The organism is Myxococcus sp. CA056 (assembly GCF_013336715.1).
Classification (GTDB): Bacteria; Myxococcota; Myxococcia; order Myxococcales; family Myxococcaceae; genus Myxococcus; species Myxococcus llanfairpwllgwyngyllgogerychwyrndrobwllllantysiliogogogochensis.
Genome location: NZ_JABUMT010000006.1, coordinates 404884 through 426342 on the forward strand (window position 1 = coordinate 404884; position 21459 = coordinate 426342).

Below are 21459 nucleotides of genomic sequence, written 5' to 3' on the forward strand. Positions count from 1 at the left end.
GTCTGCTGGAGGGCTCCCGGGAATGGATGCCATCCTTTCCGGTTGCCCGGGGGGAGGCCCCTTCCTACACTCCGCCCCCCTCTGATGCGCGCCTACCTCGTCACCTCCGCGCTGCTGCTCGTGTCGTGTTCCGTCGACTCCGAGCCGCAGCCTCCGCCGTCCACTCGCCTCGTCTATCCGAGCGGTGTCGCCTTCTGGCGCCCCGAGGTTTCTACATCCACGAACGGATTCTTGTACGTGGCGGGAGCGAACTTCGACAAGTGTTACGCCTCCGGCGCGGTGACGGCGCTGGACCTGGACGCCTTGGGGCTGCGGCCCTTCGGCAAGGACTTCTCCGACGCCACGGAGGTCGCCAGCTTTCCCGCGCTCATCACCGAGCTGCACGTCACGGCGCCGGCCTTCGTGCTCATCGACAGCTTCGCGGGGGAGATGGCCCTGTGGAGCCCGCCTGGCCGCCCGCCTCGCCTGTTCGTCCCGACGCGCGCGGAGGGAAGCTACCTGCAGGTCATCGACGTGTCGGATGACGGCGCGAACGTGAACTGCGCGCAGGGCGGTAACGGGCGCGACTGCCGGGTGAACGCGCTGTCCCTGGTGGGTGTCCCGGGAGCGTCGAAGGACGGCCTTCCTGGTGCCCCGTCTCCGATGGGCGTCGCCGTGGAGCGCACCAACCCCGACTCCCGGGTGTGGGTAACGCACACGGAGCTGGTGGGCCCGCCCGCGGCGGAGTCCCAGTCCGAGCTTCAGTCGTACCTGGTGGACCTGCCGGCCTCGGCTCCCACGCGTGAGGAGCTGAGCACGTCCAGCTTCGTCCCACTGGGCGTCAATGGCCTGCTGGCGGGCGCGGCGCACTCGGTGGCCATCGGTGGTCGCTACCTCTATGCGTCCGGGCGGAACTCCGCGACGGATCAGCTGGGTGCGCTCGCCGCCAGCTTCGTGCTGCGGCTGGTGGACCGGACGAACACGGGGCGCGTCCTCGAGTCCGACCTGAAGGCCATCTACTCCATCCGCGAGGCGCGCGGCATCGCGGTGGTGCAGTTGATGATGCGCGACAACCCGACGCAGGTGGACCCCAACCGCGAGCGTGTCTACCTGCTGGCGCGCGGCCCGGACACGCTGCTTGTGCTCGACATCGAGAACGCGCTGGCGGACCTGCCCACGCTGCGCGTGGTGTCGGCGCAGTCGCTGCCGGAGAGCGCCAGTGAGCTGGAGGTCATCTCGCGTGGCCCTGGCCGGGGCAACCTGGTGGCGGTGACGGGCAGCGGCGACGAGGCCGTCTCCATCTACGACGAAGAGGTGGGGCAGCTCGTCGCGCAGGTGCTCGTGGGCAACCAGGACCCGGCCCAGCCCAGCCAGCCCTTCGGATTGACGGCGGACGTGCGCAACAACTCGGCGCGCCTGTTCGCCACCACCTTTGGCGACGGACGCGTCGCTGTCATCGACATTCCCAACCTCGACCGGCCGCAGGATGCGCGGCGGGTCGCCCTGCTCGGCGTGCAGCAACTGCGCGACACGCGTCAGGGCACCAGTGTGTGCCAGGAGTCCTCCCCGTGAAGCGCGGAACCCTCACCCTCCTCCTCGCGTGCGCCGGGCTGACCGTCGGTTGCTCCGACACCCAGGCCACGACGGGCATCGCCGGTCTGTCCGGTACCTATGACCTGACGCTCGTCGGGAACCTGGTTTTCGTGACGTCGTCGGACCGGGACGAACTCCAGGTGTTGGACCTGGCGGCCAATCCCAGGCAGTTCATCCCCGCGCCCAACCCGCTCCAGACGCTGGCCATCCCGGTTCTGGACCGGCCGGACTCGCTCACGCATGACGTGGGCTACAAGGCCGATGGCTCGGAGCTTCCAGGGCCGTACGTGTACGCGCGCAGCGCCGGAGCCTCGCAGATCTCCGTGGTGGCAGCGGACCCCGCGCGACTGGTGCAGGTGCATCCGCTGTTCGCGCGCAGCCTGGTGACGGCCTTCGCGGCCCGCTCGCCGGACGTGCGCCCCGAGGGCGAGCCGGCGGCGCCGAGCGTGCTCTACTACGCCATGCAGGACCCCGACGCGCCCTTCGAGGACGACAGCGGTGGCTCTCGCATCGAGCGTCAGGCGCTGCCCGGGCCCGAGGCGCTCGAGGCGGGCGAGCTGGTGCCGGCCCCGGTGACGCTGTTCTGCCTCCAGCCAGGCGAGTCAGTCCAGGCGATGGCGGTGCTGCCGGACAACCAGCTCGTGGTGGCCACGCGGCAGGCGTCCGGGCGCTCCGGGCGCACGCTGCTGGTGACGGATGCGAATCCGACCACGAGCGAGAACTGCACCATTCCGTCCACGGCGACGCGCGACCTGTCCGCGGGCTTCGACAACACGCCCGTGCGGATCGTGGTCTCCCATCCCCGCGTCGTCACCCGACAGGATGACACCTCGACTCCCGACGTGAACGAGTTCTCCGAGATGCCAGCGGGTCGGTTCGTCTATGGCGTCAAGGACGAGGTCTCCTGCGGCGGGGCACCGGAGTGCTCTGGTGTGCTCGCGGTGGACTCGACAACAGGGCTGAAGGCCACGGACCTGAGTGGCGCGCCCATGCTCCCCATCCTTCCCCAGGATGGTCTCCCGACGGGGCTGGCGCTCATCCCGGATGCGTCGCTGCTCCTGACCCTCATCGGAGACGATGGAGGGGTGTCGGTGAACGATACCGCCACCGTGCCGCTGCTCGGCTTGATGCCCTCGTCCAACGGCTCCATCACCGTGTTCTCCGCGAGCGATCGACGCGACTTCGACCTGGATACGCGCAGGGCGTTCGTGAACGTGGTGGCCCGCAACCAGGCGGAAGAAACAATCGACATTGCAGGGGTGTCCACGCGCGTCGACGTGTCTCAAACCCTTGAGTATCCCTGCGACCCGGCGAATCCCACGGGGCCGAGCGTCACCCGCAAGGGCCTCTTCGAGGGCTCGGTGGCGAATGGCCTCTTCCGCTTCATCTACCAGGGGGCATTCCCGGGTGCGTTCGACCTGGCGCGGGACCTGTCGACGCCGACGAGCTTCGAGATTCCCCAGCCCGCCGAGGCCAGCAAGCAGGTGAGGGTGGGGGATGTGATCGTGCTGGCCAGCCTGGATATCATCTGCACGACGGACCTGGTCGTGTCGTCGATTCAGCCCGCGGCGGAAGCAGGGAAGGTGCGGCTGGAGACGCTCACCCCCATCCCGACGGACTGCGCGGAGCTCCCTCTTTTCACGGTGCTGGCGTCGGGAGAGCAGCCCTTCCTGCTGGTGGATGAGAACGGCAGTCTGCTGTCGCGAGACGTGGAGGGTGTCGGGTCTGGCTATGAGATCCCGACGGGCTCCTACACTTTCCATCCGACCGACTTCCTGGCGACGACGACGCTCACGGGCTGTGGCTCCGGGGGCCTGACAGTGCCCCTCTATCCGCCCACCCCGCCGCCCCTGCGGCTCCGCGTGGACGTCAGCGAGGGTCTGGTCCGAGGAGACCGCTACGTGGTGGCGGTGGGCTCGGGCGTGCTCACCCACGTCTTCGGGGTGAATACGTCGAGCAGTTCGGGCGCGGGTCTGCAGTTCTACACCCTGCCAGGCCCCGTCGTGGGCTCCCAGGCGGGTGGCACCGCGCTGGCCTACATCGCCTATCCTTCCGCGGACGGAATTCTACAGGTGAACCTGAACGAGGTGCGGACCAACACCCTCAACGACGTCGCGCTGTCCTACTTCGAGTAATTGGGCGTGGGGAGAGGTGTCTGTTAGAGTCCGGGTCATCCTGTACCGTCCGAGTCAAGACCGATGATCGATCAGAACTCACGCCCCGCCCGCAAGGTCGGAATCGCCGACCACCTGTGGGACACGTACGAAGAGATGGCCCAGCAGATGGGCTCGGACCGCGATGCGCTGATCAACCAGGCGCTCTTCATGTTCGCGCGTCTGAACGGCTTCATCGAGGCAAGGTCCCGAGCGGAGGCGCACGCCGCGCCCTCCGCCGCGCCCGCGCCCGCGCGTCCGGCCCCCATCTCCGCGGCTCCCGCTCCTCGTGCTTCTTCGCCCCCGGTGCTGGCGCCCGCGCCCGCCCCGAAGGCGGAGCCGCCTCCTCCGCCTCGTCCCGGTGGCCGTTCGGCCGCCGCTGAAGAGCGCGCTTCCGCCAACGGCCTGGACAATGACCCGGTGCGCCGCGAGGTGGCCGAGCGCGTCCTGGAGACGGCCGCGGAGCTGGAGCGCCTCATCAAGGGCAAGAACGAGCCGCCTCCTCCCAACGACGACATGGTCGAGGAGGATGAGGAGCCCCTGCCCGAGGATCAGGACGACCCGGGCCTCGAGGACGAGCAGGCCGAGCCCGAGGAGGAGCCCGCCGACGAGCTCGCCGAGGAGGAGGACGAAGGCAACGCCCTGTACCTCGTCACCGAGTCCGGAGATCAGGAGCGCATCATCAAGGAGCGCTTCGTCATCGGCCGCGGCAAGCACTGCGACTTCGTCATCAACTCCGGGAAGGTCTCCCGCGAGCACGCTGTCATCGCCCAGGAAGGCCACGATTGGATCATCGAGGACCTGGGTTCTTCCAACGGCACATGGTTCAACAAGCAGCGAATCAAGCGCCGGAAGGTCGAAGACGGGGACGAGTACTTCATCTGCAGCGAGAAGATCCGGCTCGTCCTCCGGTGAGTGAGCCCCGTCTTCCGGGGCAACTCGCTGTTCGCCAATTGACGGCCTCCAGGCGTCCCTGGTTTGATACCGGACGCCTGGACGCGAATGGGACAGGCGACGGATGACGCCTGGACACATCGCGCTGTGGACGGTCCTTGGAGTGGCCCTGGTGATCTCGGTGGTAACCGATGTCTTGCGCCGAGAGATCCTCGACGTGGTCACCTACCCGCTGATGGCGGTGGGGCTGGGAGTGCGCCTCGCCACCGAAGGGGTGGGAGGGCTGGAGCAGGGGCTGGTCAGCGGGCTGCTGTCGGGCGTGGGCCTGGCACTGCTGCTGGTGCCGGCGGCGGCGCGGGGGCGGATGGGGTGGGGTGACGTGAAGTTGATGGGAGGGGTGGGCGCCGTGCTGGGGTTCCCGGCGTCGATGGCGGCCGCCGCGTTCATCTCCCTGGTGGGTGCGGCCCAGGCGGTGGTTTCGCTCCTGTGGCAAGGGGCGGTCTGGGACACGGTGGCGGCGGCGCTGCGGCGCTGGGCGGTGCGACTGCACCTGGCGCGCTCGGACGCGCAACCCACCGAGCGGCGTCATATCCCCTACGGGGTGGCCATCGCGCTCGGAACACTCTGGGCGCTGTGGTGGCAGCACGAAAGCTTGGGTTAGCGCAGAGACTTGGAAGAGGGGACACGCACGATGTTCACACGCTTCACGCATGCCGCCGCGCTTGGCGCACTCGTTGCCCTGGTGGCCAGTGGCTCCGCCCTGGCTCAGGATGGCACCAGCGTCAGCCTCGGGGTAGGCGCCCAGAAGGTTCTCACGATTCCAGGCCTCAGCAAGGTGGCCCTCGGTGACCCGTCCATCGCCGAGGTGAAGACGCTCGGCTCCGGTCAGCTCCTCATCACCGGTCAGGCGGAGGGCAAGACGACGCTGCTCATCTGGAAGACCACGGGGCAGCGCGTCAGCTACCTCGTGAACGTCCGCAAGCAGGACCCCAACGAGGTCATCTCCGAGATCAAGCGCCTCCTGGGCGAAATCGAAGGTGTCTCCGTCCGCATGGTGGGTGACCGCATCTACCTGGACGGTCAGGCGTACACCACGCAGGACGCGGACCGCATCGACCAGGTGGTGAGCCTCTATCCGAACGTGAAGTCGTTCGTGAAGATCGCCCCCAACGCCAAGAAGCTGGTGGCGCAGAACCTGAACGCGGCGTTCCAGAAGGCGGGCCTGAAGAACGTTCAGGCCAACGTCGTGGGCGCGACCATCTTCCTGGAGGGCTCCGTGGAGAGCCAGCAGGACCTCCAGAAGGCGGAGCTCATCACCAAGGCCATTGGCGAGAAGGTGGAGAACCTGCTCGTCGTCGGCATCAAGCGGATGATCCTCTCCGAGGTCCAGTTCGTCGAAATCCGCCGCAACAGCCGCGACCGCTACGGCATCCGCTACCCGTTGGATATCACGGGCTCGGCGACGGCCGCGGCCACGGTGACGCAGGAGCTGTTCCCGGGCACCTTCGGGCAGGGCGGCTCCAACCTGGGCCTGACGGCGGGCGCGGACTTCTCCATCGGCTTCCAGGGCAACGACGGCTACGGCCGCCTGCTCGCGCAGCCCAAGCTGGTGTGCGCCAGCGGTGAGAAGGCGGAGTTCCTGGCCGGTGGCGAGGTCCCCATCCCCCTCATCACCAACAACCAGTTCTCCATCGAGTACAAGAAGTACGGCGTCATCCTGAACCTGCGCCCCACCGCGGACCGCAACGGCAACATCCAGACGGAGATCGAGGCCGAGGCCTCTGAAATCGACACCTCCGTCGCCGTGTCCATCGGCGGTTCGTCCACGGTGCCCGGCTTCCGCACCCGCAAGGTGAAGACGAACGTCACCGTGCGCCACGGAGAGACCATCGTCCTGTCCGGCGTGTTCAGCCACGACGAGCAGAAGTCCATCTCGAAGATCCCCGGTCTGGGTCACATCCCCATCATCGGTGAGCTCTTCAAGAGCCGCGGGTTCGACTCCACCAAGCGCGAGCTGGTCATCTTCGTGACCCCACGCATCGTGAACCCGGACTCGGACAAGGTCCGCACCATCATCGAGGACGTGAAGAGCCGCTACAAGCAGGCTCGGTCCGAGGTGAACTTCAACATCTTCGACTGATGCTCGGGCGCCTCGGGGCGCCTTGGGTCGGGGCCCCTGGGGCCCCTGGACGGGCCGGTTTCCTCCCTTTTTCGGGGCGGATGCCGGCCCGTCGCCTTGCGGGCGGGCAGGTCGACTGCGGCTGGCGCTTTGAGGTGGAAGGGGTGCTTGCTAGCATCCGTCCCATGTTTTTGATCACCCTCGCGGAAAAGGGCGGCGGGACCGAGCAGCGTGAGTACCACAAGCCGGAAATCACCATCGGTCGGCTGCCCGGCAATGACATCATGCTCGCGAAGGGCAATGTCTCGAAGTACCACTCCCGCATCGTCGCCAAGGATGGCAAGTGCATCATCGTGGACATGAAGTCCACGAACGGCACCTTCGTGAACGGCAAGAAGATCGCCGCGCCACAGGTGCTGAAGCCGACGGACCAGATCTACATCGGCGACTACATCATCAACGTGGAGCCGCTCGTGGAAGAGGCGGGCCCGGCGATGACGCGCGCCGGTCAGGCCGAGGAGGCCTACGACGACGGGGGTGAGGAAGAGCCGTACGAGGAGGAGGAGCAGTACGAGGACGAGGAGCCGTACGAGGAGGAACCGCCTCCGGCTCCCGCGGCCAAGGCTCCTGTCGCCGGACGCATGCCCGCGTCCATGGCGTCCGCCCTGGCGAAGAACAAGAAGAAGGTGGACCCCCGGATGGAGCGCTACACGCGACTCCAGAAGGAAATCCACGACCGGCTCATCGAGTACCTCGACCTGCGTCGCATGGACATGGACCGGCTCGGCGACGACGAGCTGTGGCGCCGGACCGAGAAGGCCATCCGCGACATCATCGACCAGATGGAAGCGGACGGAGAGCTTCCGGAGGACGTGGACCGCGAGGAGCTGCTCACCGACGTCATCAACGAGGCGCTGGGCCTGGGGCCCCTCGAGGCGTTCCTCGCGTCGGATGAAATCAGCGAGATCATGGTGAACCACGCCAACCAGATCTACATCGAGCGCAAGGGCCAGCTGACGCTGTCGGAGAAGACCTTCTCCTCGAATCAGGCCGTGCTCGGCGTCATCGAGCGAATCGTGGCGCCCATCGGCCGCCGCATCGACGAGTCCAGCCCGCTGGTGGACGCGCGCTTGAAGGACGGCAGTCGCGTCAACGCCATCATCCCTCCGCTGGCGCTGAAGGGTCCTTGCATCACCATCCGCAAGTTCAAGAAGGACTCGCTGAAGATCTCGGACCTGGTGAAGTACAAGACGCTCACCGCGCAGATGGCCGAGTTCCTGGAGATGTGCGTCAAGGCGCGGCGCAACATCGTCATCTCCGGCGGCACGGGCTCCGGGAAGACGACGACGCTCAACATCATCAGCTCGTTCATCCCCGACAGTGAGCGCATCGTCACCGTCGAGGACGCCGCGGAGCTGCAGCTTCCCCAGGACCACTGGGTGCAGTTGGAGAGCCGCCCGCCCAACCTCGAAGGCAAGGGCGCCATCACCATCCGAGACCTGGTGAAGAACTGCCTGCGCATGCGGCCGGACCGCATCGTCGTGGGCGAGTGCCGCTCGGGCGAGACGCTGGACATGCTCCAGGCCATGAACACGGGCCACGACGGCTCGCTCACCACGCTGCACGCCAACACGCCGCGCGACGCCATCGCCCGGTTGGAGACGATGGTGCTGATGTCCGGCATGGAGCTGCCGGTGAAGGCCATCCGAGAGCAGATTGCCAGCGCGGTGCACATGATCGTGCAGCAGACGCGCTTCTCGGACGGTACGCGGAAGATCTGCTACGTCACGGAGGTGTCCGGCATGGAGGTCGACATCGTCACGCTCCAGGACATCTTCTATTACAAGCAGGACGGCTTCACGGAGGACCACAAGGTGCGTGGCCGCTTCGTGGCGTCCGGCTTCGTGCCGAAGTTCTATGACGAGCTTCAGCGCAAGGGCATCCCCGTCAACATGAGCATCTTCCGCGAGGACTGACGCGCCATGTCCACACTGGTCGTCCGTCTGCCCGATGGCACGGAAAACGAGTACGAAGTCGCCGGCGAGCTGAAGCTGGGCCGCCAGCAGGGCTGTGAGGTCCTTCTCACCGAGGGAGGGGTTTCGCGCACGCACGCGCGCGTCTTCTCCGAGGCGGGGACGGTCTTCATCGAGGACCTGGGCAGTGCCAACGGCACCTTCGTGGACGGCGAGCGCATCGCCGAGCCCACCGCGCTCACGCCTCAGTCCGAAGTCATTCTTGGCGACTACACGCTGAGCCTCAAGGCGGCGCCTGGTAGGGCCACCGGCGCGCGGCGCGCCTCCAAGCCCGCGGGCGCGGAGGCCATGCCCGTGGGCGCGGAGGGCGGCGGTGCTCGCGCCACCCGGGCCCTGCCCAGCATCAAGGCGAAGCCCGCTGGTGCCACGGGTGCGGGACCGGCGAAGCGGCCTCCCAGGCCCGTGGGCGGTCCTCCCGGTGGCGGTGGGCCCCTGCTGCGGGGCACCGTGGGGCCGTGGGCGGGGAAGACCTTCCCGCTCAAGGGCAAGGTGCTCGTGGGGCGCCTTCCTCCCGCGGGCATCATCCTGGAAGACGACTCGGTCAGCCGGAAGCACGCGGAGCTGGAGTCGGTCGGCGGCGGGGTGCGGGTGCGCGACCTGGGCAGTGCCAACGGCACGCTGCTCAACGGCGACCCGCTGGGCCCGGAGCCGGTGGACCTGGAGCCCGGGGACCAGCTCCAGTTCGGCGTGGTGGAGATGACGTTCGAGACGCCCCAGGCCGACGCTCCGGCCCGCCGAGGCGCGGGCTCGGCGCCCCCGTCGCGGCGGCGTGACAACGCGCAGGGTGGCGGCGCGGACCCGGAGGCCCGGCGCAAGAAGCTGTTCATCGCCGGAGGCGGCCTGGTGGGCGTGCTGCTGCTGGCGGCGCTTGGCAAGGCGCTGATGCCCGAGACGGCCGTGGACCCCGGAGGCCCCATGGGCACCGGGGCCGTCGTCGACCCCGCGCAGCAGGTGTCGGAGCTGCTCAGCGAGTGCCGCTCCTATGCCTCCAGCGAACTGGGGCCCCCCAACTGGGTCAAGGCCGAGCAGATCTGCTCGCAGGTGCTGGACCTGGACCCCATCAACACCGACGCCAACACCCTCATCCGGCGCATCAAGCTGGAGAAGGACGCGTTCGAGCACTTCTCCATGGGAGAGAAGCTGCAGCAGCGCCTCAAGCCCGAGGAGGCGCTGGACTCCTTCCGCAAGATTCCGAAGGAGAGCGAGTACTTCCGCCGCGCCCGCGCCAAGGCCGCCGAGGCCGCCGAGCAGGTGACGAAGCGCGCGCTGGACGACTGCAAGCGCTACCTGCGCGACTCGCAGTGGAGCGCGGCGGTGCCTCGCTGCCAGACGTACATGGCGGTGTGGTGCCAGAACCAGCCGCGTGACGACCTGCAGCCGCCGCTCGGCTACGAGGTGAGGCTGGAAGGGCGCCTGAAGAAGAACGAGTGGCGGCCCAAGGATCCGCTCTTCGTGAAGTTCCTCATCTCGCGCATCAAGCTGGACCCCAACTCGATTCCCTGGACGTGTCCGGTGGCGGAGGTGCTCAACCGCGACAACCTGCCCACGGACCCGAAGACGGTGGTGCTCGAGGCGGTGAAGGGCCGCTACCCGAACAAGCTGATGCAGGCGGCGATGATGGACTACTGGGCCGGCCGTGGCAGCGAGGCGCTGGCCACCCTGCAGAAGCTGCGCGCCAGCTCCGAGTCCGCGCAGTTCCACGCCCAGGCGGACGAGATGCTCAAGACGATGTCCACGGTGGATCAGCTCTTCAAGGGTGGCCAGAGCTACCTGGCCGCGGATGACCCGGAGAAGGCCGCCGAGCCGCTGCGCGAGGCGCTGGAGGTGGACAAGTCGCTGATGCTGGACCTGGCGGAGCCCAAGCCGTCGTTCTACCGGCGCAGCATCCTCGCGGACATGGCGGACAAGTCGTACCAGCGCGGCAAGCACTGGGCGGACCGCGACGACAAGCGCCGTGCGTGCCGGATGTGGAAGCTGGGCTTCGGCTTCTACGCGGGCAACCCGGACCTGAACAAGGCGGCGGGGTTCTGCTCCGCCACGGCGCTCTCCGCGTTCCGTCAGGCGGGCGGCTGCCCGGACATGGCGGCGGTGCTGGACTTCGCCGTCAAGGGTGACGGCGTGGAGGAGCTGGTCGTCGCGAAGAAGAAGGAGTGGAGCTGCCCCTAGCGAGCGAGTTGGACAGGGCGGGACGGGCGCGCTAGGCACGGGGGCATGGCCGACACCAGCCCCCCGCGCACCGCGCCCACCCTGGTCCTCATCGACGCGTCCGGCTTCATCTTCCGCGCCTACCACGCGATTCCGCCGCTCACGTCGAGCAAGGGCGTGCCCACCAACGCCGTGCTCGGCTTCACGCGCATGGTGCTCAAGTCCCTGCGGGACTTGAAGCCCACGCACGTGGCGCTCGCCTTCGACAAGGAGAGCCGCACCGAGCGCCAGAAGATAGACCCCAACTACAAGGCCCACCGCGAAGGGCCGCCCGAAGACCTGGTCCCTCAGTTCGCGCTCATCCGCCGCGTGGTGGAGGCGCTCAACCTGCCCATCCTGGAGTTCGCGGGCTGGGAAGCGGACGACGTCATCGGCACCCTGGCCCACAAGGCGAAGGCCGAGGGCTTCTGCGTCCAGGTCGTCACCGGGGACAAGGACTTCATCCAGATTGTCGACGAGGACGTGCGCCTCTTCGACCCGATGAAGGACGTGCACACCCGGCCCGAGGACGTGAAGGAGCGGCTGGGAATCGAGCCCCGGCAGATGCGCGACTACCTGGCGCTCATCGGCGACGCGGTGGACAACGTGGCCAAGGTGCCGGGCATCGGCCCCAAGACGGCCACGGAGCTCATCCAGCAGTTCGGTGACGTGGACACCCTCCTGTCCCGGCTGGACGAGGTGAAGAAGCCGAAGGTTCGGGAGAACCTCGCCTCTCACAGGGAGAGCCTCCTGCTCGCCCGGCGGCTGGTGACCTTCAAGACGGACCTGCCGCTCGATGTGCGCGTGGCGGAGCTGACCCGCAAGGAGGTGGACTCCGCGCGCGCGCGGGAACTCTTCACGGAGTTGGAGTTCTACGCGCTGCTCAAGGACCTGCCCCAGCAGGGCCTGCCCGAGTCCTCCGAACCCGCGAAGGAGAAGCCCGCGCCCCTGGCCGTCACCACGACGCTGGTGGGCACCGACGCGGAGCTCCAGGCCCTGGCGGAGGCCGTGCGCGCCGCGGGCTCGGTCAGCCTGATTCCGGCCTACGAGGGCATGCCCTTCGCCTCGAAGCTGGTGGGCCTGGGTGTCGCGCTGCCGGATGCGAGCACGCGCTACGTGCCGCTGCGCCACGCGGTGCTGGGCGCCACGCAGGTGCGGCCCGAGTCCTTCACCGCCGCGTTCCGAGGCGTGTTGGAGGATCCGGCGGTGAAGAAGGGAGGGCATGACCTCAAGGCCCTCACGCTGGTGCTGGCCAACGAGGGCCTCACGCTGGCTGGCGCGCACGACGACGTGGAACTCTTGAGCTACCTGCTCAATCCCTCACGACGCGAGCACGCGCTGGCGGACCTGGCGCGCGAGCGGCTGGCCACGGAGCTGCCCGCGCTTCCCGCGGCGGCGGAAGGCAAGCGGGGCAAGAAGGACAGGGCGCTGGCGGACCATTCGCCGGAGGAGGTCGCCTCGGGCTTCGCGGTGCGCGCGGAGGCGGCGCGCAGGCTGGCCCCTGAGCTTTGGAAGGAGCTGGAGGAGGCGAAGCTCGCGCAGCTGGCGCGGGAGCTGGAGCTGCCGCTCTTGCCCATCCTCGCGCGGATGGAGCAGCGGGGCGTGAGCCTGGACACGGTGGAGCTGGCGCGCATCTCCGTGAAGGTGGACGCGGCCGTCGAGGCGCAGGTGAAGGAGGTCTACAAGCACGCGGGCCACGAGTTCAACATCGGCTCCAACCCGCAGCTGGTCCAGGTGCTCTTCACCGAGCTGAACCTGCCCATCATCAAGCGCGGCAAGACGGGCCCCTCCGCGGACCAGGAGGTGCTGGAGAAGCTGGCCGAGGACCACCCGCTGCCTGGCGCCATCATCGAGTACCGCAGCCTGTCCAAGCTCAAGAGCACGTACCTGGACACGCTGCCCACGCTGGTGGCCCCCGACGGGCGCATCCACACGACGTACCACCAGGCGGCCACCGCCACCGGCCGCCTGTCGTCCACCGACCCCAACCTCCAGAACATCCCCGTGCGCACGGAGCTGGGCCGGGAGATTCGCCGCGCCTTCGTGGCCGCCCCGGGCCACCAACTGGTCAGCGCGGACTACAGCCAGGTGGAGCTGCGCCTGTTGGCCCATATCGCGGATGACGCCGTGCTCGTGGAGGCGTTCCGCAACGACGAGGACGTCCACAGCCGCACCGCCGCCGAGGTGTTTGGCGTCGCGCCCGACCAGGTGGACCGCGAGCAGCGCCGGGTGGCGAAGATGGTGAACTTCGGCATCGCCTATGGCCTGTCACCCCACGGCTTGGCCACCCGGCTGGGCATCCCCCAGGAGACGGCGCGCGACATCATCGAGCGCTACTTCATCCGCTACGCGGGCATCCGCCGCTACCTGGAGGAGACCGTCAACACGGCGCGCAAGACGGGCTACGTGGAGACGCTCTACGGCCGCCGGCGCTACATGGCGGACCTGAACTCGAAGAACCGGGGCGTGGCCCAGGCCGCCGAGCGCGCCGCCATCAACATGCCGATTCAAGGCACTGCCGCGGACCTCATCAAGAAGGCCATGCTGGTGGTGGACGCGGAGCTGCGTGCCCAGGGCCTGCGCACGCTGATGCTCCTTCAGGTCCACGACGAACTCCTGCTGGAGGCGCCCGACGCGGAAGTGGAGCAGGTGAAGGCGCTGGTGACGCGCGGCATGGCGGGCGTGGCCACGCTGAAGGTGCCGCTCAAGGTGGATGTCGGCGCGGGGCGGAGCTGGTCGGACGCCCACTGAAAAACAACACGGGAGGAGCGCCCACCCCCGTAGGCGCTCCCCCCGCGGACCCACTCGTTTTTTCGCTACCACCCCCACAAACAATGCCGACCCGTCCGACCGGCGAGTCGCGCGGACCCCCATCCACGCGTCTTGCCAGCGGCTCGCGATGCGCGCTCACCACTCCCCAGTGGGAGCACGCGACCCCACAAGGCGTGCCATGAGGTCCCCACCCCTGGCACGCTCCCTCCCGCCGGCCTCGGACCCTCCCAAGATTGGAGCGTCAAGCCGGACGGGTCGGCAAAACCGACCACCCTCAATGCATCGCGGTACGCCCATCCCTCGAGCCCGGCGGCACGTGTCTGACGCGTGAAGCCCGCTCGAAGTACTCCACCACCAGACCGCCGAAGGGCACCCGAGGCCCCTCGACTCTCGAATCCCTCAGTCGCTGAAGCAGCGCCACCGCCGAGTCCACCGCCTCATCCACGGCGCGGTTGATGCGCTCCTTCTCCCAATCCCCGCCGCCGAGCACCTCCGCGGCGTCCACCAGGCAGCGCCGCAGCGCCGAGAATTCTTCGTGCAGGGCGCGCGCGCCACGCTCCGGCGACAGGCGCAGCACCGCTTTCGTACGGCTCCAGGGGCTCGTGTCGTCCCCCTCCAGCGTCAGCCCCAGCTCCCGGACGAAGGGCTCCACCAATCCGTCGAGCTGACTCAGCGGAGTCTGGTTGCCGTCCGTCGCTTCGTGAGCCGACATCCGCATCCGGCGCCACAGCGCCGCGATCCGGTCTGGCTGCTGGCGGAAGAACCGCGCCAGCCCGGCTGCCTTACGTCCCCGCTCAGTCATGTCCGGTGCCTTCCGCATCGCACCGGGAGCTATAGCAAGTCGGTTGCCAGCGCCTGGGACGTGGCCTCTCCAGGAAAATCAGCAACTTGGAAAGGGCACTGCCGCGCGTGGGGAGGCGACGAAGTAAAAACTTCGGGGTTCGGCTTGTAGACCTGTCCGAAGGTCCAGACAGGGCCCGGGTGGAGGGCGCGACTCAGTGCAGCGTGGGCTTGGCGGTGCGGGCTTTCAGCTCGTCATCGCTCCCGGCCGCCTGCTCGCTCTCGTGCTCGGGTCCGACGGAGTACTCGCCTGAGGTCGACTCGGCGTGAGGCGGCGACTCGGGGTGCTCCGGCTCCGGTTCCGACGCGGGGGGGCCGGGCCAGTACAGCTCCTGAAGCGGCGCGGAGGGACCCGACAGGGGCGTGCCGGCCTCGGCCGCCTGCTGCTGGGCCACCATCATCAGCCGCAGGGCGGCCTCGTCCGCGGCCTCCTGCGCCGTCATCTCCGCCAGTCGCGCGGCCTTCTGCTGGCGTCGGCGCGCGTACGCGGCCACGCACAGGATGGAGGCCGTCAACCACAGCAAGGCGGAGCTGGTGGTGAGCGGCAGCCACCCGTAGCGGGCCGCCAGCCCGTCGCGCCACCCGGACTCCTCCACGTCCAGCGAGGTGTGGAACGCCTTGCCGAACGCCGTCTCGAAGGGCTCCCCGTCGCGCACGCCGTCGATGAGCAGTCCCATCGCCTGGGGGCCGTAGCGCGTGGAGAGGTGCGCGACGAAGGCGGCGCTCTGGGCGTAGGCGATCTCCACGTCGGCGGGCAGGTCCGGCCAGTCGGAGGACAGGTCCTCGAAGTGGAAGACGCGCTCCTGCGTCACAGCGCGAAACAGGGCCGAGTAGTGGGTGAGCGAGAAGCGCTCTCCAGTGACGTTCTGCGCGACGCCCTCCTGGAACCAGCGGGGCCAGCCCCGGGCGAGCTGTCCCAAGGCCACGTGCGCCAGCTCATGTCTCAGCGTCTGCTGGCCGTCCGGCGCGTGGAGGCTGAGCGCGTCCAGCAGGATGATTTGATGCGTGGGGTAGGCCAGCGCCACGGCCCAGCCCGGAGGCCGGCCGCCGGGGAGCGCCAGCGCCTCGAACTCCTCGCGGCCCACGCCCAGGCGAATCTCCGTCACCCCAGGCCAGTCGCGCCCCAGGATGTTGCCGAAGCCGTCGCGCACCGATTCAATCTTCTCCGCCAGCTCCCTCGCCGCCACGGTGGCCGCCGCCGTGTGGAGGATGCGGAAGCGCTTCGTCGACAGCTCTCCGGCGACGATTTTGGGCCGGGAGTGGGGGACGAGCACCACGTCGTCCACCAGGGCTTCGCCCCCGTGGGGATGGGAACCGGAGCCTTCACCCAGGCCCTGGGCCCACGCCCGAGGCATGGCCAGCAGCAACAGGAGCAGGACGAGCAGGTGGCGCATGCGGGGGCCTCGCTATCCCCCAGACATAACAGCCTCGACCCGCGCCGCATCAACCCCCACCACCTGAACGCGTTTTCGGCGCGACGCGTCACCCGCGACGAGCGTGACTTGCCGCCGGGGCACACCGAGCTGCTTGCCCAGGAACTCGAGGAGGGCGGCGTTGGCTTCCCCATCCACGGGCGGAGCGGCGAGCTGGATTTTCAACAACCCGTCATGTTCCCCGACGACGCGGGTGCGCGAGGCGCGGGGCTGGATGAGCAGGGCCAGCTCCACGCCGTCCGGCACGGACTTCAGCCAGGGCGCGGCCATGGGCTACTCGTTGCCGTTGGCCTTCTTCTGGGACAGGTAGGCCACGTTGTCCTCGACGCGGGCGTAGTCGCGGTCCGCGAAGGTGGGGGCCTTGAAGGTCTCCAGCAGCTTCTGGTGCGCGTCCAGCACCGAGCGCACCTGGGACTCGAACTGGGTGCGCTGGCGCTTGAGCTCGTTGATGTCCTCCACCACCTGCACCAGCCGCTGATGCGCGCCGTGGACGATCTTCTCCGCCTGGTGCTCGGCGTCCGCGATGATGATCTCCGCCTCCTTCTTGGCGGCGGACTGCAGGTCCTCGCTGATGCGCTGGGCGGTGACCATCGTCTCCTGGAGGGTGCGCTCGCGCTCCTGGTGCTGCTCGAGCTTGAGCTGCGTGCGCTTCAGCTCCTCCTTGAGCGCGATGTTCTCCTTCACCACTTCCTCGAACTCGCCGGCGATCAGCTCGAGGTAGGCCTCGACTTCGCGGCGGGAGAAACCTCGCAGCGCCGTTTCGAACCGCTTCTGCCGGATGTCGAGCGGGGTGATCTTCATGCGCGCGAGTCTAACGCAGGCCGATGACTTCTCCAGGATTCGGCCCCCGCGGGCGACGCCGCGCCCCCCAAAGCGCTCCTCGCCTGCTCGCCTGGTGGGGCGGCGAGCGACGTGCTCAGCGCGAAGCGGGCGGCGCGTTCCACTGCTCGGCGACGGCGCGCGCGGCGTTCTGCACCACCGAGGTGAGGCGGGAGTCGGTGGCCGCGTCCTGCACGGTGCGCCGGGCGGACGCGGTCCGCTGGAAGACGAGGCCGTTGAGGGCCTGAATCTTCAGTGCGTCCGGCATGCGGGGGTGGCGCACCACGTTGCCCAGGATTTCCTCGGCGCGGGGGTGCTGGAAGAGGGCCACCGCGCGCAGCACGGCCTGCTGGGTGCGGGGATTGGGGTCCCACAGGTGCGTGGCCAGCGAGTCCAGCGCGCGAGGGTCTCCCAGCAGGGCCAGGTCCTCCACGGCGATGGCGCGGACCTCCTCGGGCGCGGGGCGGGCGGCCCACAAGAGGGCGCGCAGCAGGGCGGTGTCGTCCGCCGAGGCCACGGGGGCGGGGGGCTCGGGCGGCGCCGGGGCGGGCCGGGACGAGGTGGGGGCGGGGCGGCTGGCGGCGGGCGCGGGCGTCCGGGCCGGAGCGGCGGCGACGAGCAGCAGTCCGGCGACGAGCAGGGGGCTCATGGGCCCCTATCTAACCCGAAAGCCGGGTGCCTGGAGCAGCCGCGCCCGTGGAGATTTTCTTGACGCGATCTCCCGACATGGGAGTTTGGCGGTGCTACAGGCGTGTTGCTGACGGGAGCAAGTGCTGATGAACACTGCGGTTTCGAGCTGGCGGACCCTGGAGAACGTGGAGGTGGAGTGCACCCACTGCGGCATCCGGATGACCCTTCAGATGGGGAACCGGGTTCGCTACTACCGGTGTTCCGGCTGCCACCGCTGGGTCAGCAGTACCTACACGGACGTGCTCCGCGCGGACGCGAAGGTGCGCACCCACCCGGTGAAGGACACCGGCGCCCAGGATGAGCGCTTCATCGAGGTGAAGGACCGGCTGGAGCGCTGGCTGTCCGCCATCGAGGACCAGGACCCGTACCAGCTCCTGGGCGTCTCGCCCCTGGACTCGGCGGAGAAGGTCCGTGCGCGCTACCACGCGCTGGCGCTGGAGCGGCACCCGGACCGGGGCGGCTCCGTGGAGAAGATGCGCGAGCTGAACGTGGCCTATGAGCGCATCCTCCGCCACCAGCAGCACAAGCGTCAGGACGCCCTGACCTCTGGCACCGTCTCCGCCTCCGCGCTGCCCGCGCGCAGCAGGTAGCCCCAGAACAATCCCCCCAGGGCCAGGCCGAGCGCCGCCTTCGCCCAGGTGGGGAACAAGTCGCCCGGGGACACGTAGCCCTCCACCACGCCGATGAGGGCGAGGAAGGGCGCGCACCCCAGCACCAGCTTCACCGCTTCCCGCCCGCGCAGGGCCAGTGCCTGTCCCCGGGGCAGCTCCCCCGGGTCGATGAGTGACTGGCCCACCATCAGCCCCGCTCCGCCCGCGATGACGATGACGGACAGCTCCACCGGGCCGTGTGCGGAGATGAAGTCCATCAGCCTCCCCAGCATCCCCTCGCGGGCGCACAGCGCGGCGATGGCGCCAATCTGCACGCCGTTGTTCACCAGGATGAACACCGTCCCCAGCCCGTAGAACAGGCCCATGGCGAAGGTGAGGATGGTGACGGTGAGGTTGTTGGTGGCGATGCCCGACGACACCGAGTTGGGCGGCGCCACGGACAGGATGTCGTCCGTCCACATGCGGCCCTGGGCCACGTACTGACGGACGCCCGCGGGCACGAGCAGCTCCGCGCCCCGAGGCTCCCACAGCACCACCAGCGCGCCCAGCAGCAGGCCCAGGATGAACAGCGCGGCGCTGGCGCCCACGTAGCGCAGCTCCCGGCGCAGCGTCTGAGGGAACTCGCGGCGGAAGAAGGCTCGCACCGAGGCCCAGCGCTCGCGCGGGGGTTGGTAGATGGCGGCGTAGGCGCGCGCGCAGAGCTGGTTGAGGAAGCGGTGCGCGTCGGTGCCCGGGTAGAACGTCTGCGCATGCGCCAGGTCCGAGGCGGCGCGGCGATACAGCGTGTCCAGCGTGCGCAGCTCCTCCAGCGTCAGGGTGCCCTCGCGCTGGCGCGTGAGCAGTGCCTCCAGGGAGTCCCAGCTTCCGCGGTGGCTGGCGACGAAGGCCGGCAGGGCGACGGCCATCTCTAGCGCTCCACCTGAACGTGGGCCCGCAGGAACGCCTCGGTGGCCTCGGCCGACGCGAGCACCGTGACCTGCTCCTCGGACGTCAGCCCGCCCAGCTTCTCCACCAGCTTCGTCCCCATCCTCCTCCGGACGTCGGCCTGCAAACCGGGCGCGCGCGTGAGGAAGGCCAGCACCAGCTCCACCTCGTCCGGCGTCAGCGCCCGTGTGGCTTTCGGACCCGGGGCGCCGGCTTCGGGCGCCCTCGTCGCGGTGTACTTGTCCAGGTCGATGCGCTCCTCGCGCACCAGCACCGTTCCGGCCAGCAGGTCACCCAGGCGTCGGTGCTGCGGCGTCAGCAGCATGCTGATGCAGCCGGCGGCATAGACACCCGGCAGGAAGTCCACCGCGCGGCACAGGTTGCGCACCGCGCTCTCGTAGAGGCCCACTGGCGAGCCATCCAGCCGCACCACGCGGATGCGCAGCGCCCGCTTGCCCGGTGTCTGCCCATGGAAGAAGACTTCGCCCAGCGTCCAGTACAGCCACTGTGTGGCGAAGATGCCCACCACGAGCAACGTCTGGCCCACGCCCGACAGCCCCTGGAAGACGCCGAGCACGTCCGACACCAGCAGCGTGAAGACGAAGTACGCCACCACCCAGAAGAAGAAGAGCAGGCTGGCGTCCACCAGCCACGCGAGGCACCGGTAGCCGATGCCGGCCACGGGCAGGGAGAGCGCCACGCGTTCCGGCGTGGCCACGGCGAGGTGCGGAGTCGAAGCGGTACTCATGTCCGCTACCCAGCATACACGCCGCCCGCCGTACCATCTCCCACCTGTTGCGACCCGGCTGTCTGGCTAATCCAGGCTCAGAGGGGTGTTGCGTGGTGGACATCCGGACCCACGACGGGGGACGGCGGGTATCGGCTGTTGGACGGAAAAGGCTGTCATGGACGTGACAGCGATGACGAACCAACGGACGCGGTGCCCGAATCCAATCCGATTCGCGCACACTTGACACTCGCGCCAGGGGCGCCTTCGCCTCTGCGCTTTCCCGGTGTTAGGGTATTCGTGGCGTTGAACCTGGAGCTGGCTCCAGCGGAGGTGGAGCCCGGAAGGACGTCGCGAGTCGTGGGTAGTTGAAAGCAGTCAGGGAGTCGGGTCTTACATCGATGGGCCGATCCCGGAGTGGTTCAGCGGACGTGCACGCACGACCTGGAAGCCTCTTCCCGCTGGCCTGAGCTGTCCGGAGGTCGGAAGCAGTCAACACTGCAGTCCAAGTTGTTTCGCCATGGCGGCTGGGGGGCCTTCGCATGGCAACTAATCAAGCAGCGATCCGTGTATCCATTCTCGAAGGACCGTGGGCGGCGTGGGAAAGCCTCGCCGACGGTCTTCGCGGCGAGGGTGTTGCCGTGACCTCGGTGACGAGGGACGTGCGACTCTTTCTCGATGGGCTGGGAACCGATCCGCCACAAGTGGCGGTGATGGATGTGGAAGGAGATAGCGAAGCGGCCGTGGGCTGCTCGGTGACCGAAGGCATCAACCTGCTGCGCGAGGCACGCAAGCGTCGGCTGGAGGTGCGCATGTTGCTCCTCTCGGCCGTGAGTGCTCCGGAGATCATCTCCCAGTGCTTCGACGAGGGTGCCTCCGGCTACCTCTTCCGGAAGGGGCTCGGCACGTCCGCCGTGTCCTCGGCCATCAACTCGCTGGTGCGAGGTGAGCGGCTCTTCCCGGTGCAGCTGTTGCGCAACGACTTCGAGCATCCGCCCGTCACGTCACCCACCGCGAGTGTCCTGCTGGCGCTCACTCAGCGCGAGCGCGAGGTCCTGGCGTATGTGGCCGGGGGCGCGGACAACTTGAAGATCGCCGCACATCTTCAAATCGCCGAGCGCACCGTCAAGTCGCACGTCACCCAGCTCTACCGAAAGCTTGGGGCCGAGAACCGCACCCAGCTGGCGTTGCGCGCCTGCCATCTGGGGGTTCGTCCGCCGCCGGACCTCTGAGACGTTGAACCCCGCCCTCGGACCCCAGTGAGTTCACCGGGGTCCGTCAGGCGGGGCGCTCGTCACTTCAGTTCTTCAGCGCCTGCTCTTCCATCTTCTTGCGCAGGCTCAGCGGACGCATGTCCGTCCACACCTGCTTGATGTGCTCGAGGCACTCGGCCTTCAGGCCCTGCTTGCCCGCGTCCTTCCAGCCCGGCGCGTTCTCCCGGTCCGCCGGCCAGATGGAATACTGCTCCTCGTGGTTGACGACGACCTTGTAGATCGTCGTGTCCTCGCGCTCGTCCGCCATGTGAGTGACTCCTGAAAGTGGCTGCATCTTGTTCACATCCCAGGAAAAGGGGTCAAGACCGCCAGGAGTAGGCGGATGCCTACCGACCCCTCTGCTGGAACACTGCTCCGACAGGCTGTCCTTCCCGCGACCATGCGTCCTGGTGCGAGAGAGAGCCACCCCCTGTC

General features: G+C 68.6%; 18 protein-coding genes. 10 read left to right on the forward strand and 8 right to left on the reverse strand.

Going from position 1 to position 21459, the window contains the following annotated elements; translation table 11 throughout:
• Window positions 1-84: 84 nt before the first annotated feature.
• The 8 genes from HUA76_RS26320 to polA all read left to right on the forward strand — a co-directional run bounded on the left by HUA76_RS26320 (window position 85) and on the right by polA (window position 13706).
• A complete protein-coding gene (locus tag HUA76_RS26320; protein WP_174458998.1) occupies window positions 85-1551 on the forward strand; it encodes a YncE family protein in 1467 nt (488 codons plus the stop codon).
• Complete coding sequence (locus HUA76_RS26325) at window positions 1548-3707, forward strand: hypothetical protein (RefSeq protein ID WP_371823525.1); 2160 nt, start codon at window positions 1548-1550, stop codon at window positions 3705-3707. The genes HUA76_RS26320 and HUA76_RS26325 overlap by 4 nt, the downstream gene beginning before the upstream one ends.
• Window positions 3708-3770: 63 nt before the next feature.
• Window positions 3771-4640 carry an FHA domain-containing protein gene (locus tag HUA76_RS26330; RefSeq protein WP_141648946.1) on the forward strand — a complete coding sequence of 290 codons (870 nt, stop codon included), beginning with the start codon at window positions 3771-3773 and terminating at the stop codon, window positions 4638-4640.
• A 103-nt stretch (window positions 4641-4743) separates the two neighbouring features.
• The gene (locus HUA76_RS26335) at window positions 4744-5280 is read left to right on the forward strand and encodes a prepilin peptidase (protein ID WP_174459000.1); all 537 of its coding nucleotides are present in this window, start codon (window positions 4744-4746) and stop codon (window positions 5278-5280) included.
• Between the two features lie 30 nt (window positions 5281-5310).
• The gene (locus tag HUA76_RS26340; protein WP_141648448.1) at window positions 5311-6759 is read left to right on the forward strand and encodes a type II and III secretion system protein family protein; all 1449 of its coding nucleotides are present in this window, start codon (window positions 5311-5313) and stop codon (window positions 6757-6759) included.
• A 164-nt stretch (window positions 6760-6923) separates the two neighbouring features.
• Window positions 6924-8714, forward strand: coding sequence for an ATPase, T2SS/T4P/T4SS family (locus tag HUA76_RS26345; protein WP_174459001.1), 1791 nt, complete (start codon window positions 6924-6926; stop codon window positions 8712-8714).
• Between the two features lie 6 nt (window positions 8715-8720).
• Window positions 8721-10937, forward strand: a complete 2217-nt coding sequence (locus HUA76_RS26350; protein ID WP_174459002.1) for an FHA domain-containing protein — start codon at window positions 8721-8723, stop codon at window positions 10935-10937.
• Between the two features lie 45 nt (window positions 10938-10982).
• Entirely contained in the window at window positions 10983-13706 is a 2724-nt protein-coding gene (gene polA / locus HUA76_RS26355; RefSeq protein WP_141648451.1) for a DNA polymerase I, read from the forward strand.
• 295 nt (window positions 13707-14001) lie between these two features.
• Here the strand turns inward: polA and HUA76_RS26360 are convergent, their stop codons facing one another.
• From HUA76_RS26360 to HUA76_RS26380, 5 genes are all read right to left on the reverse strand, one after another.
• Window positions 14002-14547, reverse strand: a complete 546-nt coding sequence (locus HUA76_RS26360) for a hypothetical protein (protein WP_141648452.1) — start codon at window positions 14545-14547, stop codon at window positions 14002-14004.
• A 175-nt stretch (window positions 14548-14722) separates the two neighbouring features.
• Window positions 14723-15961, reverse strand: a complete 1239-nt coding sequence (locus tag HUA76_RS26365) for a peptidase MA family metallohydrolase (protein WP_141648453.1) — start codon at window positions 15959-15961, stop codon at window positions 14723-14725.
• A gap of 12 nt (window positions 15962-15973) precedes the next feature.
• A complete protein-coding gene (locus HUA76_RS26370; RefSeq protein ID WP_174462395.1) occupies window positions 15974-16270 on the reverse strand; it encodes a DUF167 domain-containing protein in 297 nt (98 codons plus the stop codon).
• Window positions 16271-16273: 3 nt separating this feature from the next.
• Window positions 16274-16801, reverse strand: coding sequence for a DivIVA domain-containing protein (locus HUA76_RS26375; protein ID WP_141648455.1), 528 nt, complete (start codon window positions 16799-16801; stop codon window positions 16274-16276).
• Between the two features lie 115 nt (window positions 16802-16916).
• Window positions 16917-17468: a HEAT repeat domain-containing protein gene (locus HUA76_RS26380; RefSeq protein WP_174459004.1), complete on the reverse strand. Its 552-nt coding sequence runs from the start codon at window positions 17466-17468 to the stop codon at window positions 16917-16919.
• 127 nt (window positions 17469-17595) lie between these two features.
• On the opposite strand from HUA76_RS26380, the gene HUA76_RS26385 reads away from it, so the two are divergent.
• On the forward strand, window positions 17596-18099 hold the full coding sequence (locus tag HUA76_RS26385; protein WP_141648537.1) for a J domain-containing protein: 504 nt from the start codon (window positions 17596-17598) through the stop codon (window positions 18097-18099).
• Here HUA76_RS26385 and HUA76_RS26390 read toward each other — a convergent pair.
• Entirely contained in the window at window positions 18039-19025 is a 987-nt protein-coding gene (locus HUA76_RS26390; RefSeq protein ID WP_141648538.1) for a stage II sporulation protein M, read from the reverse strand. The genes HUA76_RS26385 and HUA76_RS26390 overlap by 61 nt on opposite strands.
• A gap of 2 nt (window positions 19026-19027) precedes the next feature.
• A complete protein-coding gene (locus HUA76_RS26395) occupies window positions 19028-19792 on the reverse strand; it encodes an RDD family protein (protein ID WP_174459005.1) in 765 nt (254 codons plus the stop codon).
• A gap of 521 nt (window positions 19793-20313) precedes the next feature.
• On the opposite strand from HUA76_RS26395, the gene fruA reads away from it, so the two are divergent.
• Complete coding sequence (gene fruA / locus HUA76_RS26400; protein ID WP_141648540.1) at window positions 20314-21003, forward strand: response regulator transcription factor FruA; 690 nt, start codon at window positions 20314-20316, stop codon at window positions 21001-21003.
• Window positions 21004-21070: 67 nt separating this feature from the next.
• Here fruA and HUA76_RS26405 read toward each other — a convergent pair whose 3' ends face one another.
• A complete protein-coding gene (locus HUA76_RS26405; protein WP_141648541.1) occupies window positions 21071-21292 on the reverse strand; it encodes an MbtH family protein in 222 nt (73 codons plus the stop codon).
• Window positions 21293-21459 lie beyond the last annotated feature (167 nt).